Annotated in this window: 11 protein-coding genes; 8 read left to right on the top strand and 3 right to left on the bottom strand. The window is 67.6% G+C overall.

Annotation, left to right across the window (positions count from 1 at the left end):
• Positions 1-23 precede the first annotated feature (23 nt).
• From sucB to CSC71_RS00845, 7 genes are all read left to right on the top strand, one after another.
• Positions 24-1244 carry a dihydrolipoyllysine-residue succinyltransferase gene (sucB, locus tag CSC71_RS00875; protein ID WP_162372450.1) on the top strand — a complete coding sequence of 407 codons (1221 nt, stop codon included), beginning with the start codon at positions 24-26 and terminating at the stop codon, positions 1242-1244.
• Between the two features lie 91 nt (positions 1245-1335).
• Positions 1336-2772, top strand: coding sequence for a dihydrolipoyl dehydrogenase (gene lpdA / locus CSC71_RS00870; protein WP_162372449.1), 1437 nt, complete (start codon positions 1336-1338; stop codon positions 2770-2772).
• A gap of 75 nt (positions 2773-2847) precedes the next feature.
• Positions 2848-3441, top strand: coding sequence for an LOG family protein (locus CSC71_RS00865; RefSeq protein WP_162372448.1), 594 nt, complete (start codon positions 2848-2850; stop codon positions 3439-3441).
• Positions 3442-3518: 77 nt separating this feature from the next.
• The gene (locus CSC71_RS00860) at positions 3519-4514 is read left to right on the top strand and encodes a YhdH/YhfP family quinone oxidoreductase (RefSeq protein ID WP_162372447.1); all 996 of its coding nucleotides are present in this window, start codon (positions 3519-3521) and stop codon (positions 4512-4514) included.
• A gap of 98 nt (positions 4515-4612) precedes the next feature.
• Positions 4613-5002, top strand: a complete 390-nt coding sequence (gene pilH / locus CSC71_RS00855; RefSeq protein ID WP_162372446.1) for a twitching motility response regulator PilH — start codon at positions 4613-4615, stop codon at positions 5000-5002.
• Between the two features lie 260 nt (positions 5003-5262).
• A complete protein-coding gene (locus CSC71_RS00850) occupies positions 5263-8421 on the top strand; it encodes a TonB-dependent receptor (RefSeq protein ID WP_162372445.1) in 3159 nt (1052 codons plus the stop codon).
• 136 nt (positions 8422-8557) lie between these two features.
• Positions 8558-10279, top strand: a complete 1722-nt coding sequence (locus CSC71_RS00845) for a glycoside hydrolase family 9 protein (protein WP_343037669.1) — start codon at positions 8558-8560, stop codon at positions 10277-10279.
• A gap of 12 nt (positions 10280-10291) precedes the next feature.
• Here the strand turns inward: CSC71_RS00845 and CSC71_RS00840 are convergent, their stop codons facing one another.
• Entirely contained in the window at positions 10292-11173 is an 882-nt protein-coding gene (locus tag CSC71_RS00840; RefSeq protein WP_162372443.1) for a DnaJ C-terminal domain-containing protein, read from the bottom strand.
• 110 nt (positions 11174-11283) lie between these two features.
• The gene (locus CSC71_RS00835; RefSeq protein WP_162372442.1) at positions 11284-11739 is read right to left on the bottom strand and encodes an Hsp20/alpha crystallin family protein; all 456 of its coding nucleotides are present in this window, start codon (positions 11737-11739) and stop codon (positions 11284-11286) included.
• A 164-nt stretch (positions 11740-11903) separates the two neighbouring features.
• Between CSC71_RS00835 and CSC71_RS00830 the strand changes: the two genes are divergently transcribed.
• Positions 11904-12383 (top strand): peroxiredoxin, encoded by a 480-nt coding sequence (locus CSC71_RS00830; protein WP_162372441.1) that lies wholly within the window; start codon positions 11904-11906, stop codon positions 12381-12383.
• 97 nt (positions 12384-12480) lie between these two features.
• Here CSC71_RS00830 and gyrA read toward each other — a convergent pair whose 3' ends face one another.
• A complete protein-coding gene (gene gyrA / locus CSC71_RS00825) occupies positions 12481-15090 on the bottom strand; it encodes a DNA gyrase subunit A (protein ID WP_162372440.1) in 2610 nt (869 codons plus the stop codon).
• Between the last annotated feature and the right edge of the window lie 173 nt (positions 15091-15263).

Here is a 15263-nt window from a genome sequence, read left to right as displayed (position 1 = left end):
TCAAGAGCAACCAGGACGCCCGCATGGCCACCGAAGTCAAAGTTCCCGTACTGCCCGAATCCGTTTCCGACGCCACCATCGCCAGCTGGCACAAGAAGGTCGGCGACGCGGTCAAGCGCGACGAGAACCTGCTGGACCTGGAAACCGACAAGGTCGTGCTGGAAGTCCCGGCCCCGGTCGACGGCGTGCTGAAGGAGATCAAGTTCAAGGAAGGCGACACCGTGACCAGCCAGCAGCTGCTGGCGATCATCGAGGAAGGCGCCGTGACCGCCGCGCCGCCCGCCAAGGAAGCCCCGGCCGCCGGCGCCCAGCAAGTGCAGCCGAAGGCCGAAGCGGCCAAGGCCGCCTCGGCGGCGCCCGCCTCGACCACGCCGGCACCGGTCGCCTCCGGCACCGACGCCCTGCCGCCGGGCGCGCGCTTCACCGCCGTCACCCAGGGCATCGACCCGGCACAGGTCGAGGGCACCGGCCGCCGCGGCGCGGTGACCAAGGAAGACCTGGTCAACTACGCCAAGTCCGGCGGCGCCGGCAAGGCCGCCGGCGCGCGCCCGGAAGAACGCGTGCCGATGACCCGCATCCGCAAGCGCATCGCCGAGCGCCTGATGCAGTCGAAGGAGTCGATCGCGATGCTGACCTCGTTCAACGAGGTCAACCTGTCCAAGGTCGCCGCCGCGCGCAAGGAGATCGGCGAGGAATTCCAGAAGACCCACGGCGTCAAGCTCGGCTTCATGAGCTTCTTCGCCAAGGCCGTGGCCAATGCGCTGAAGAAGTACCCGATCATCAACGCCTCGGTCGACGGCGACGACATCATCTACCACGGCTACGCCGACATCAGCATCGCGGTCTCGACCGACAAGGGCCTGGTCACGCCGGTGCTGCGCAACGTCGAGCGCATGTCCTTCGCCGACATCGAGAAGGCGATCGGCGACTACGCGGTCAAGGCGCGCGAAGGCAAGCTGACCCTCGAGGACCTGCAGGGCGGCACCTTCACCATCACCAACGGCGGCACCTTCGGCTCGCTGATGTCCACGCCGATCGTCAACCCGCCGCAGAGCGCGATCCTCGGCATGCACGCGATCAAGGAGCGCCCGATCGCCGAGAACGGCCAGGTCGTGGTCGCGCCGATGATGTACATCGCGATCAGCTACGACCACCGCATCATCGACGGCAAGGACGCGGTGCTGTTCCTGGTCGACATCAAGAACCAGCTCGAGAACCCGAGCCGGATCCTGTTCGACCTGTAAGGCCGGGAGACGGGAGGCGAGAGACGGGAGGCGAAAAGCCCCCGCTCGTACGCCTCCCTCTTCCCTTCTACCGTCTCCAAGGAAAAAAGAAATGGCAGAACAATTCGACGTCGTCGTCATCGGTGCCGGCCCGGCCGGCTATCACGCCGCGATCCGCGCCGCGCAACTGGGCATGAAGACCGCGTGCATCGACGCGGCGCTGGGCAAGGACGGCAAGCCGGCCCTCGGCGGCACCTGCCTGCGCGTCGGCTGCATCCCGTCGAAGGCGCTGCTGGATTCCTCGCACCAGTACCACAACCTGACGCACTCGTTCGACCAGCACGGCATCAGCTTCAAGGACGCGAAGATCGACGTCGCCAAGATGGTCGGCCGCAAGGACGCCATCGTGAAGCAGTTCACCGGCGGCATCGCCCAGCTGTTCAAGGCCAACAAGATCGCGCCGTACTACGGCTTCGGCCAGCTGCAGCCCGGCAACATCGTCAAGGTCAGGCAGCACGACGGCAGCGAAGTCGAGCTGAAGGGCACCAACGTGATCATCGCCGCCGGCTCCGACTCGATCGAATTGCCGTTCGCCAAATTCGACAACGAGTACATCGTCGACAACGTCGGCGCGCTGGACTTCACCGAAGTGCCGAACCGCCTCGCGGTGATCGGCGCCGGCGTGATCGGCCTGGAGCTGGGCAGCGTCTGGAAGCGCCTCGGCGCCGAAGTGACCATCCTTGAGGCCCTGCCCGACTTCCTGCCCGCCGCCGACGCCGAAGTCGCCAAGCTGGCCGCGCGCGAATTCAAGAAGCAGGGCCTGGACATCCGCCTGGGCGCCAAGGTCTCCAGGACCGAACTCGCCGGCAAGGGCAAGAAGAAGGAAGTGGTCATCACCTACACCGACGCTTCCGGCGAGCAGACGCTGACCGTCGACAGGCTGCTGGTGGCCGTGGGCCGCCGCGCCGCGACCAAGGGCCTGCTGGCCGATGGCACCGGCGTGCAGGTCAACGAACGCGGCCAGGTCGTGGTCGACGAGCACTGCCACACCGGCGTCGACGGGGTCTGGGCGATCGGCGACTGCGTGCGCGGCCCGATGCTGGCACACAAGGGCTTCGAGGAAGGCATCGCGGTCGCCGAGCTGATCGCCGGCCTGCCCGGCCACGTCAACCTCGACACCATTCCGTACGTGATCTACACCGCCCCGGAAATCGCCTGGGTCGGCAAGACCGAGCAGCAGCTCAAGGCCGAGGGCGTGCCGTACAAGACCGGCAGCTTCCCGTTCGCGGCGGTCGGCCGCGCGGTGGCGATGGCCGAGCCGGTCGGCTTCGCCAAGGTGATCGCGCACGCCGAGACCGACCGCGTGCTGGGCCTGCACCTGGTTGGCCCGAATGTGTCCGAGCTGGTCCACGAAGGCGTGCTGACCATGGAGTTCAACGGCTCGGCCGACGACCTGGCGCGCATCTGCCACGCCCACCCGTCGCTGTCCGAGGCGATCCACGACGCGGCGATGGCGGTGGACAAGCGGGCGATCCACAAGGCGAACTGAAGCAACGCATCCGCCACGAAAGGCTCCGCAAGCGCGGAGCCTTTCGCGTTTCAGGAACACGATACGGAGTCATCGATGAAAAGCATCTGCGTCTACTGCGGTTCCAACGCCGGCTCCAGGCCGGCCTATGCCGAGCGCGCGGAGGCGCTGGGCGAGCGCATCGCGAAGGAGGGCCTGACCCTGGTCTACGGCGGCGGCAACGTCGGCCTGATGGGCACCGTCGCCGACGCGGCGCTGGCGGCCGGCGGCGAAGTGATCGGGGTGATTCCCGAGCAACTGGTCAACTGGGAAGTCGCGCACAAGGGCGTGACCCGCCTGGAAGTGGTCGCCAACATGCACGAGCGCAAGAAGCGCATGTTCGACATCAGCGACGCCTTCGTCGCCCTGCCCGGCGGCTTCGGCACGCTGGACGAGATGTTCGAGATGCTGACCTGGCGCCAGCTCGGCATCGGCAACAAGCCCTGCGCCTTCCTCGACGTCGACGACTTCTACGATCCGCTGCTGGCGATGATCGACCGCATGGTCGGAGAACGCTTCCTGCACCCGGACCAGCGCCACGACCTGTGGCACGGCGACGACATCGACGCGATGCTGGCATGGATGCGCGACTACCGCCCGGCGCAGGCCGACAAGTGGATGGACGAGAAGCGGCGCAAGTCGCTGCGCTGACGGACCCGACCAAAGTCGGTCCCCCTGCCCTCGCCCGCGTGCCAAAATCGCGGCAGCGCATTCCACGGACGACGACGATGGGCATCCCGGAAAAATTCACCGCCTTCCGCATCCACAACGACGACGCCGGTTACCGCAGCGGGCTCGAACGGGTCTCGCTGGGCGACCTCAATCCCGGCGAAGTGACGATCAAGGCCGCCTATTCGTCGGTCAACTTCAAGGACGCGCTGGCCGGCACCGGCAAGGGCAAGATCCTGCGCCGGTTCCCGCTGGTCGGCGGCATCGACGTGGCCGGGCACGTGGTCGAATCGCGCGACCCGAAATTCCGCGAAGGCGACCCGGTCCTCGTCACCGGCAGCGGCCTGGGCGAAACCCGCGACGGCGGCTACGCCGAATACGCACGGCTGGAATCGCAGTGGGTCATTCCCCTGCCGGAAGGCCTGAGCCTGCGCGAAAGCATGATCCTCGGCACCGCCGGCTTCACCGCCGCACTGGCGCTGTATCGCATGCGCGAGAACCGGCAGGCGCCGGCGCTCGGCCCGCTGGCCGTGACCGGCGCGACCGGCGGCGTCGGCTCGCTGGCCGTCGACATCTTCAGCAAGGCCGGCTTCGAGGTGCACGCGATCAGCGGCAAGCCGGAGCAGGCGGATTACCTGAAATCGATCGGCGCGACGCAGGTGCTCGGCCGCGACGCGCTGGCGACGACCCGGCCGATGGAATCGGCGCGCTTCGGCGGCGGCCTCGACAACGTCGGCGGACCGATGCTGGCCAGCCTGCTGGCACAGACCGCGCCCTACGGCAGCGTCGCTTCGGCCGGCCTGGCCGCGACCCCGGAACTGCCGATGACCGTGATGCCCTTCATCATCCGCGGCGTCTCGTTGCTGGGCGTGGCCTCGGCAGGGACCGCCCGCGACATCCGCGACGACATCTGGCGGCGGCTGGCCGGGGAATGGAAGCCGGCCCGCCTCGACGCGATCTGCACCCGGGAAACCACGCTGGACGGACTGTCCGGGACCTTCGGGAACATGCTGGCGGGCGGCTCGCTGGGCCGCACCCTGGTCAAAATCGGATAAACGCGCAGCCGGTCACGCCAGCCGGCCGTTTCCCCACTAGCCAAGCCACAAAGTCACACTACAATCGTGGCCGGGGTTCCATCCAAGGGGGTAAATACATGGCTCGCATCCTGATCGTCGACGACTCGCCGTCGCAACTGCTCGGCATCCAGCGCATCGTCGAGAAGCTGGGGCATCAGTCGATCACCGCCGAAGACGGCGCGGCCGGCGTGGAAGTGGCCAAGCGCGAGCTGCCGGACATGGTGCTGATGGACGTGGTCATGCCCAACCTGAACGGGTTCCAGGCCACCCGCAGCCTGAGCCGCGAGGAAACCACCAAGCACATCCCGGTCATCCTGGTGACCACCAAGGACCAGGACCCCGACCGCATGTGGGGCATGCGCCAGGGCGCGCGCGCCTACCTGACCAAGCCGTTCTCCGAGGACGAACTGGCCGAAGTCATCGACCGCGTGTTCAAGAGCCTCGACACGCCGCCGGGCGCGGCCTGAGCCACAATCCGCCGCATCCATGACCAGCGCACCGGTTCCCCGGCGCGCTTTTTTTGTGTTTCCCGTGCATGGCATGCCCGTGGGCATCGCACGGCCGGCGCGATCGGCCGCAAGAGCGTGAGTTCCCACGCCCGGGTTCAGCTGCGGTGCAGCATGTCCACCTCGAATGTTAGCGCTATCATCGACCGCGACCGCCACGCCGGCGGCACGCCAACCCGGATTTCTTCCGCGTTTTCAGTCTCTTGGAGGGGAACTGCAACATGCAGAAACAAGCGATCCGCGCCAACGGGCGCGTCGTAGGGGCACGCCTGTGCCGGCACATCCACCGCTCCGCCCTGGCGACGGGCGTCGTCCTGGCCCTGTCCGCAGGCGCGCTGCATGCGCAGGACGCACCGCCGCCGCCGGCGGATGGAAACAAGCAGCCGGAAGCCACGGCACTCGATGCCGTCGTGGTCACCGGCGTGCGCGGCAGCATCATCCGCGCCCAGGACATCAAGCAGGACGCCGAACAGATCGTCGACTCGATCACCGCCGAGGACATCGGCGCCCTGCCCGACCGCAGCGTCACCGAAACCATCAAGCGCATCAGCGGCGTGACCGTCACCGGCTTCGCCTCGCGCGACGATACCGACCACTTCTCCGCCGAAGGCAGCGGGGTGATGATCCGCGGCCTGACCTTCGTTCGCGGCGAACTGAACGGGCGCGACGTGTTCAGCGCCAGCGGCGGCCGCGGCATCAACTTCGAGGAAGTGCCGGCCGAGCTGATGGCCGGCGTGGACGTGTACAAGAACCCCTCGGCCGAGATCATCGAAGGCGGCCTGGGCGGCACGGTCAACCTGCGCACGCGCAAGCCCTTCGACGAGGCCGGCCGCAAGATCGCCGGCAGCATCGACTACAACTACGGCGACAAGGCGAAGGACGCCAAGCCCTCGGCCTCGTTCCTGTTCAGCGACCGCTGGGAGACCGGCGCCGGCGAAATGGGCTTCCTGGCCAATCTGTCCTACTCGGAAATGTCCACGCGTTCGGACGGCATCCAGCTGATGCCCTTCGACCGTCGCGGCCGCAAGCCGGCCGAGCAGACGGAAGGTTCGGAAACCGACTGGGTCTACGACTGGGACGCGGGATCGTGGCAGTCGGCGGAATCGCAGCGCGACGCGCTGCTGGCAGGCTCCGGCCTCGACCAGGTGTTCGTGCCCGGCGGCGTCAACTGGCGGCGCACCGATTTCGAGCGCAAGCGCCAGGGCGGCGCGCTCGCCTTCCAGTGGCGGCCCAGCGAGGACACCGAACTCTACGCCCAGTTCATCACCTCGCAGTACGACATGACCTGGAACGAGCACTTCATGGAGTTCGCCGGGGCCTCGCAGAAGAACCAGCCCAACTGGAACGGCGTCGCCGACCACTACAACCCGATCTATCAGGATGGCTTGGCCGACATGTCCAACAACCTGATCCCGGCGCTCGGCACCCGGTTCGAGTACGACGAGAACGGCCGTTTCATCCGCGGCACCGTGCGCCAGGGCGGCTGGACGGGCCAGCCCAGCGACCTCGACAACGGGAATCCCGGCGTATACCAGGGCAACACCGGCATCCAGTTCGTCAGCGGCAACCGCATCAATGCGCAGGAATCGAAGACCACCGACTGGGCGGCCGGATTCCAGCACTACATCACCGACCGCCTGACCGCCCGCGGCGACTTCCAGTACGTGAAGTCGGAAAGCAGCAACGTCGATTTCTCGCTGCACGCCTCGACCCTGCTGCAGGGCATGACCATCGACCTGGGCGGCAAGTACCCGTCGGTGACGGTCGCCGACCCGTCCACCGTCACCGACCAGAGCAACTACTTCTGGCGTTCGGCCATGGACCACCTCGGCGACAGCGAGGGCGTCGAGCGCGCCGGCCGGGTCGATCTGGAATACACCTTCCAGGACGGCGACTGGCTGCGCTTCTTCCGCTGGGGCGCGCGCGTGGCCGACCGCAGCTACCGCAACCTGTTCACGACCTGGAACTGGGGCGTCATCAGCGACGACTGGAACAAGCTGACCGGCGCCAACGCCGACCCGACCCGCGCCAACGTGGCCTGGCTGGACCTGTACCAGACCGGCGACTCCGAGCTGTATTCGATGGACGACTTCTTCGGCGGCGGAGCCAACATGCCGACGCAGTTCTGGTCGCCGAAGAACAGCATGGTCGACATCGGCGCCGTTGCCTCGACCCTCGCCCTGCTTCCCAATGCGAAGTGGCGGCCCATCGCCTACGGGCCGGACAGCACCAATACCCAGGACGAACGCACCCAGGCCGGATATGGCGTGCTGTACTTCGGCGGCGACAAGGTGGACGGCAATGTCGGCGTGCGCGTGGTCAAGACCAGTGTCGATACCATCGGCGGCGGGACGATGCCCAACATGGAAAGCTGGGCGGAGGTGGTGACCCCGGAAGTGCTGGCGAAGTTCGCCGGCCAGTCCTTCAGCACCGAGACCAAGAGCTCGTACACCGACGTGCTGCCCAGCCTGAACCTGCGCGTGCGCTTCGGCGAAGGCTGGCAGTGGCGCTTCGCCGCGTCCAAGGCCATCGCCCGGCCGGAGTTCCGCCTGATGCAGGCGTGGTTGCCGCTGCAGGCCAGCGCCGCGGCGTGCGAGGACGCGATCAGCGACGGCCTGCGCGAACCGGGCAGCTGCGGCGAAGCCGACATGTCCTTCACCGGCAACGGCGGCAACCCCGAGCTCAAGCCGATGCGCGCCACTCAGTTCGACACCTCTCTGGAATGGTATTTCGGCCCCGGCAACAGCCTGTACGCCACCCTGTTCTACAAGAACGTGGAAGGCTATTTCGCTTCCATGGCCACCACCGAGACCCTGTTCGGCAACGACTACCTGATCACCCGCACCCACAACCTGGACGAGGGCAAGATCCGCGGCTTCGAAGTCGGCTACTCGCAGTTCTTCGACTTCCTGCCCGGGTTCGGCGTGCAGGCCAACTACACCTTCGTGGACAGCAGCGGCGGCACCAACGCCGTGGTCAGCCCGTACGCCTCCGCCGCCCGCGCCGGCGCCGTCGACCTGCCGCTGGAAGGCCTGTCCAAGCGATCGTACAACGCCATCGCCATCTACGAGAAAGGCAAGATTTCCATGCGCCTTGCCTACAACTGGCGTTCGCGCTACCTGTTGACCTCCAGCGACGCGATCACCTTCCTGCCCACCTGGAACGACGACTACGGCCAGGTGGATGGCTCGTTCTTCTACAACATCGGCAAGGGCATGCAGCTCGGCGTGCAGGTCAACAACCTGACCAACAGCGTGACCAAGCTGCTGGTGGGGCCACGCAAGTATCTGCGCGACGGCTACGTGGACGACACGATGTACACCCGCGCCTGGTTCGAGAACGACCGCCGCTACTCGCTGGTGTTGCGCGGCAGTTGGTAAGCGCAGGCTCCGGGCACGACAGGACCCGCGCGGGCAGCCGCGCGGGTCTTTCTCCACCGACCGAATCGCGGAGGGCCGCCCCATGAAGTTCCGGCCGCATGTTGGAAACGCGCGAAGGCATTCGTGCGCGGCGATCGTGATCGCCGTCCAGCTGTCGTTGCCGTTCCCCCACGCATTCGCCCGGGACCCCGCCATCGGCATCAACCAGGTCGGCTACCTGCCCGCCTCGCAAAAGCTGGCGACGGTGCCGGCCACGGCGCAAAACGACTTCATCGTCGAACACGTCGCCAGCGGCAAAGCCGCCTACACCGGCAAGCTCGGCGCCGCGGCCGAATGGAAGCCGGCCGATCGCCGCGTGCGCATCGCCGACTTCTCCGCATTGGCCCAACCCGGACGTTATCGCCTGCGCATCGACGGCCTGCCGCCATCGGACGAATTCGTCGTCGCCGGCGACGCCTATGCCCCGCTCGCCGCCGCCGCGGTGAAGGCCTTCTACTTCAACCGCGCCGGCACCGCGCTGGATGCCGCCCACGCCGGCCGTTTCGCGCGCGCCGCCGGGCATCCGGACGACGCCGTGCTGGTGCATGCCTCGGCGGCCTCGCCCGCGCGGCCGGCGGGCACGAAGATTTCCTCGCCCAAAGGCTGGTACGACGCCGGCGACTACAACAAATACATCGTCAACTCCGCGATCACCACCTGGACCCTGCTGGCCGCATGGCAGGATTTCCCGCAAGCGTTCGCTGCGCAGGACCTGGACATCCCCGAGAGCGGTAGCGATGCGCCCGACCTGCTGCACGAGGCGTGGTGGAACCTGGAATGGATGCTGTCCATGCAGGACCCTGCCGACGGCGGCGTCTACCACAAGCTGACCACGTTGAAATTCGCAGGCTTCGTCATGCCTGCGGATGCGCACGCGCAGCGCTACGTAGTGCAGAAGAGCACGGCCGCCGCGCTCGGCTTCGCCGCATCGATGGCGCAGGCCAGCCGGGTCTATGCGCGCTACGAAGCGCAGTTCCCCGGCGTTGCCGCGCGGATGTTGGCCGCCGCAAAGGCCGCATGGGCATGGGCGCAACGGCACCCGCAGGACATCTACCGGCAGCCGGCCGATGTGTCCACCGGCGAATACGGCGACAGGAAGCTCGACGACGAGTTCGCCTGGGCTGCCGCCGAACTGTACCTCGCGACCGGCGACGATGCGTTCTACGACGAGTTCATCGCGCGCGGCGTGGCGCCACGCGTGCCCTCGTGGAACGAGGTCGGCGGCCTGGCGTGGATGGCGCTGGCCGCGCATCGCGATCGACTGACCCCGCACGCGGACGGGGCACTGATCGAAGAACGCGTTTCCGGAATGGCCGATGCGCTGGTGCGGCAATGGAAGCGCTCCGCCTATCGCGTCGCCATGCAGCCCGCGGATTTCGTCTGGGGCAGCAACGCCGTCGCGATGAACCAGGCGATGGTGCTGATGCAGGCCTACCGATTGCGCGGCCGGCGCGATTACCTGGACGCGGCGCAGTCGCAGCTGGATTACGTGCTGGGGCGCAATCCGCTGGCGCGATCCTTCGTCACCGGCTTCGGCACGCGGCCGCCGCTGCATGTCCATCACCGCGTTTCCGAAGCCGACGGCATTGCCGAACCCGTTCCCGGCTGGCTGGCCGGCGGGCCGAATCCGGGCCGGCAGGACGCGAGGGACTGCGCGGCATCGCCGTATCCGTCCGCGCTGCCCGCGCTGGCCTACATCGACCGTGTCTGCAGCTACGCCAGCAACGAAGTGGCGATCAACTGGAACGCGCCGCTGGTGTACGTGGCCGCGGCGCTGCAGGCGACGCAGGGCGGCGAAAACCCGCCTGCGCGCAACTGACCGGCGCGGCCCTCAGCCACCGCCGAAGGCGTCGCGCAGGGCGGCATAAGCCTGCCGCTGCGCGGCGTTCTCCGCGCGCGGCGCGGTGACTTCCAGCTCGACGATCTGGTCGCCGGCCGGCGTCGAGCCGCTGCCGGGCAGGCCGCGACCGCGCAGGCGCAGCTTGCGCCCGGCCTCCGAATCCGGCGGCACCTTGACCTCGACCGCGCCGCCCAGCGTCGGCACGCTCAGCGTGGCGCCCAACGCCGCCTGCCACGGCGCCACCGGCAGCGTGTACAGGATGTTGCGGCCGTCGACCTCGAACTGCGGATGCGCCGCGTACTCGATTTCCAGCAGCAGGTTGCCGCCGCCGTTGCCCTGCCCGGCCAGGCGGATCACCTGGCCCGGCCGCACCCCTTTCGGCACGCGCACGTCCAGTTGCCTGCCGTTGAGGGTGATGCGCACGCTGCCGCCGTCGTATACCGCCTGCAGGGGCACCGCGAACTTGGCCCGCGAGTCGCCGCGCGGCGCGGCGCGGGCATTGCCGGCGCGGCGGCCGAACAGGCCCTCGAAGAAGTCGCTGAAGCCACCGCCCGTGCCACCGGCGCTGCCGAAGATTTCCTCGAAATCGAAACCGCCCGGGCCGCCGAAGCCGCCGCCGAAATTCGGGGGGGGCTGGAATTCCTCGCCCGGCCGGTAACCCTGCGCGCGCAGCTGGTCGTAGGCGGCGCGCTTCTGCGGATCGCGCAGCGCCTCGTAGGCCTCGTTGACCGCCTTGAACTTCTCCTCGGCCCCGGCTTCCTTGCTCACGTCCGGGTGGTACTTGCGCGCCAGCCGGCGGTAGGCCGTCTTGATCTCGGCTTCGCCGGCGCTGGGCTCTACCCCCAGGATGGCGTAGTAATCCTTGAATTCCATCGACTGCCCCTTGGTTCAACGCAAACGGCCCGCGGTCTTGCAGCCGCGGGCCGATTCTAAGACATGGACCACGCGCCGGACCCGCCGCATCCGCGCGGGCCCCGGCGCCGTTATTGCACCGACTGCGGCGCCTCGTCCGCGCCGTCCAGCGGGTTCACGCCCACGCGGATCTTGCGCGGTTGCGACTGCGGCTTCTTCGGGATGCTGATCTCCAGCACGCCGTTGCGGCCGGTCGCGGTGATCGCATCGGCATCGGCGGTCTCGGGCAGCGAGAAGCGGCGTTCGAAGGCGCCATGGACGCGCTCGATGCGGCTGAAGTTCTCGCCTTCGGCGGCGGCTTCGCGCTTGCGCTCGCCCTTGACGACGAGCTGGTTGCGCTCGGCCTGGATCTCGATGTCCTGCGGGTCGATGCCGGGCACGTCGAAATAAACGACGTAACGCGCGGCTTCCTCCTTCACGTCGACGCGCGGCGTCCATGCGGGAACGGTGTTCTGGAGGCCGGCGACGCGCAGGTCGTCGAACAGTCGCCGGTACAGGCGATCGGGGATGTTGGGATACAGGTACATGTGGAGGCTCCGGTGTCTGGAAGCGGCATGCCGCCGCGTTGAAGGCAAAATGGCCCCCGGCGCGGCGTTTTCAAGCGCCTTGAAAACGTCGGTTTTGCCGCCAGCTACGACCGATTCATCTAGAATCGGATCCACCTCCCCCGGCCCGCGAACGGAGCACGTGCATGAGCATCCAGATCGGCGAACGCATTCCCGAAGTGACCGTCAAGCTGATCCGCAACGGCGTGGAAACGCTGGACACGGGCGCCCTGTTCGAAGGCAAGAAGGTGGTGCTGTTCGCGGTGCCCGGCGCGTTCACGCCGACCTGCTCGGAATGCCACCTGCCCGGCTTCGTCGAGCATTACGACGACTTCCTGCGCCGCGGCATCCAGGTCTATTGCACCTCGGTCAACGATCCGTTCGTGATGCAGGCCTGGGGCAAGTCGCAGGGCGTGCCCGACGGCTTGCCGATGCTGGCCGACGGCAACGCCGAGCTGGCGCGCGCGCTGGGGCTGGAGATGGACGCGAGCGGCTACGGCATGGGCCTGCGCTCGAAGCGCTATGCGCTGTACGCCGAGGACGGCGTGGTGAAGGGGCTGTGGGTCGAGGCGCCGGGCGAGTACAAGGTGTCGTCGGCGGAATACGTGCTGGAGCATTTGCCCTGAGGCCCCGCTCCCGATCTTCGCGGGAGCGGCTCCCGCGGGAAGCCCGGACCCGCTCGACGAAAAAAGCCCCGGCTTCCACCGGGGCTTCTTGCTTCCGTCAGGCCTGCGGTTGCTCGGCCGGAGGGCCGGGCGGCATCGGGTTGTCGCCCTCGCCCTCGCCTTCACCTTCGTCGTCGTCCAGCGACGCATCGAGACGCTCCACCGCCTGCAGCACTTCGCCTTCCGACAGGCGCATCAGGGTGACGCCCTGGGTGTTGCGGCCGACCTGCGAGATTTCCGCCGCGCGCGTGCGCACCAGCGTGCCGCCGTCGGAGATCAGCAGGACCTCGTGCTGCTCGGTCAGCTGGATCGCGCCGACCAGCTTGCCGTTGCGCTCGGTGGTCTGGATCGCGATCACGCCCTGCGTGCCGCGGCCCTTGCGCGGGTACTCGTCGACCGGCGTGCGCTTGCCGTAGCCGTTCTCGCTGGCGGTGAGGATGTCGCCGTCGCCTTCGACCACGACCAGGCTGCGCACTTCCTCGCCCGGCGCCAGCCTGATGCCGCGCACGCCGGTGGCGGTGCGGCCCATCGCGCGCACTTCGTTCTCGGCGAAGCGCACCGCCTTGCCGTTGCTGGCGAACAGCATGATGTCGCGCTCGCCGTCGGTCAGCGCCACGCCGACCAGCGCATCGCCTTCGTCCAGGTTGATCGCGATCTTGCCGCGCGCCAGGCGGAAGGCGAATTCGGTCAGCGGGGTCTTCTTGACCGTGCCGCCCCTGGTCGCGAAGAACACGTAGCGGCCTTCGTTGTATTCGCGCACCGGCAGCACCGCCTGCACCTTTTCGTCCGGTTCCAGCGGGATCCAGTTGACGATCGGGCGACCGCGCGCGTTCGAGCCGGCTTCCGGCAACAGGTGCACCGGCAGCCAGAACACCTTGCCGTTGCTGGTGAAGGTCAGCAGCGTGTCGTGGGTATTGACCAGCCACAACTGGTCGATGAAATCCTCTTCCTTGGTCGCCGCCGCGCTGCGGCCGCGGCCGCCGCGACGCTGCGCGCGGTACGCGCTGGCCGGCTGGCGCTTGGCGTAACCGGCGTGCGACAGGGTCACGACCACGTCTTCCGGCGCGATCAGGTCGAGGATGTCGAGGTCTTCCTCGCTCTGGCGGATCTCGCTGCGCCGCGCGTCGCCGAACTCTTCCTTCAGGTTCAGCAGTTCGTCGCGGATGACCTGCTTCAGCACGTCCGGGTTTTCGAGGATGCGGATCAGGCCGGCGATGGTATCCAGCAGCTCCCTGTATTCCTCGGTCAGCTTTTCCTGCTCCAGCCCGGTCAGGCGGTGCAGGCGCATCTCGAGGATCTGCGTGGCCTGCACGTCGGTCAACTGGTATTCGCCGTCGAGGAAGCCGACGCCCTGCGGCAGGTCTTCCGGACGCGAGGCCCCGGCGCCGGCCGCGGCCAGCAGCGAACCGACCAGGCCCGGCGCCCAGCGCTTGGCCAGCATGCGTTCCTTGGCTTCCTGCGGGTTCGCCGAGGTCTTGATCAGCTCGATCATCTCGTCGATATTGGCCAGCGCGACGGTCAGGCCTTCGAGGATGTGCGCGCGGTTGCGCGCCTTGCGCAGTTCGAAGATGGTGCGGCGGGTGACCACCTCGCGGCGGTGGCGGATGAACGCCTCCAGCATCTGCTTCAGGTTCAGCAGCTGCGGGCGGCCGTCGACCAGCGCGACCATGTTGATGCCGAACACCGATTCCATCGGCGTCTGCGAATACAGGTTGTTGAGCACGACCTCGGCCGATTCGCCGCGCTTGACCTCGATGTAGATGCGCATGCCGTCCTTGTCGGACTCGTCGCGCAGTTCGCTGATGCCTTCGAGCTTCTTCTCCTTGACCAGCTCGGCGATCTTCTCGATCAGCCGCGCCTTGTTCACCTGGTACGGGATCTCGGTGACGATGATCGCCTCGCGGCCGGTGCGGTCGTCGACCTCGACCTCGGCCTTGGCGCGCATGCGCACGCGGCCGCGGCCGGTGCGGTAGCCGTTGATGATGCCGGCGGTGCCGTTGATGATGCCGGCAGTGGGGAAATCCGGGCCCGGGATGTACTGCATCAGGCCGTCGACGTCGATCGACGGGTCGTCGATCAGCGCGATCAGGCCATCGGTGACTTCGGACAGGTTGTGCGGCGGGATGTTCGTCGCCATGCCGACCGCGATGCCGGCCGAGCCGTTGATCAGCAGGTTCGGGAACCGGGTCGGCATGACCGTCGGCTCCAGTTCCTTTTCGTCGTAGTTGGGCTGGAAGTCGACGGTTTCCTTGTCGATGTCCGCCATCAGCTCGTGGGTCAGGCGCGACATGCGCGCTTCGGTGTAACGCATCGCCGCGGCGTTGTCGCCGTCGATCGAGCCGAAGTTGCCCTGCCCGTCGACCAGCAGGTAGCGCAGCGAGAACGGCTGCGCCATGCGCACCAGCGTGTCGTAGACGGACTGGTCGCCGTGCGGGTGGTACTTACCGATGACGTCGCCGACGATGCGGGCGGACTTGTAGTACGGCTTGTTGCTGTGCGCGCCGAGCTCGTTCATCGCGAAGAGGACGCGGCGGTGGACGGGCTTGAGGCCGTCGCGGACGTCCGGGAGGGCGCGGCCCACGATCACGCTCATCGCGTAATCGAGGTAGCTCTTGCGCATCTCGTCTTCGAGGTTGACGGGGATGATTTCCTTGGCGGGATCGGCCATTCGAATTCCGTGCTGGTGCAGTTGGGATGCGGCGTTTCACGGCCAGAAACCGGGCTGCCCGAGCGAGTCCGGCGGGCGGTTTTCGGGTGTGATTCGCGGCACGGAAATTGTACCACAGAAGGGGCTGCGGCCGGCCGGTTTTTGGCCGGAAAAATCAGTCACTTAGGCGAAAT

Source organism: Pseudoxanthomonas sangjuensis (genome assembly GCF_010211755.1).
Taxonomy (GTDB): domain Bacteria; phylum Pseudomonadota; class Gammaproteobacteria; order Xanthomonadales; family Xanthomonadaceae; genus Pseudoxanthomonas_A; species Pseudoxanthomonas_A sangjuensis.
This window is presented reverse-complemented; position numbering and strand designations above follow the sequence as displayed.

Bases quoted from the DNA above. Each gene is read 5' to 3' on its own strand.
- sucB (WP_162372450.1), top strand. From the start codon at position 24: ATGGCCACCGAAGTCAAAGTTCCCGTACTGCCCGAATCCGTTTCCGAC.
- lpdA (WP_162372449.1), top strand. From the start codon at position 1,336: ATGGCAGAACAATTCGACGTCGTCGTCATCGGTGCCGGCCCGGCCGGC.
- CSC71_RS00865 (WP_162372448.1), top strand. From the start codon at position 2,848: ATGAAAAGCATCTGCGTCTACTGCGGTTCCAACGCCGGCTCCAGGCCG.
- CSC71_RS00860 (WP_162372447.1), top strand. From the start codon at position 3,519: ATGGGCATCCCGGAAAAATTCACCGCCTTCCGCATCCACAACGACGAC.
- pilH (WP_162372446.1), top strand. From the start codon at position 4,613: ATGGCTCGCATCCTGATCGTCGACGACTCGCCGTCGCAACTGCTCGGC.
- CSC71_RS00850 (WP_162372445.1), top strand. From the start codon at position 5,263: ATGCAGAAACAAGCGATCCGCGCCAACGGGCGCGTCGTAGGGGCACGC.
- CSC71_RS00840 (WP_162372443.1), bottom strand. From the start codon at position 11,173: ATGGAATTCAAGGATTACTACGCCATCCTGGGGGTAGAGCCCAGCGCC.
- CSC71_RS00835 (WP_162372442.1), bottom strand. From the start codon at position 11,739: ATGTACCTGTATCCCAACATCCCCGATCGCCTGTACCGGCGACTGTTC.
- CSC71_RS00830 (WP_162372441.1), top strand. From the start codon at position 11,904: ATGAGCATCCAGATCGGCGAACGCATTCCCGAAGTGACCGTCAAGCTG.
- gyrA (WP_162372440.1), bottom strand. From the start codon at position 15,090: ATGGCCGATCCCGCCAAGGAAATCATCCCCGTCAACCTCGAAGACGAG.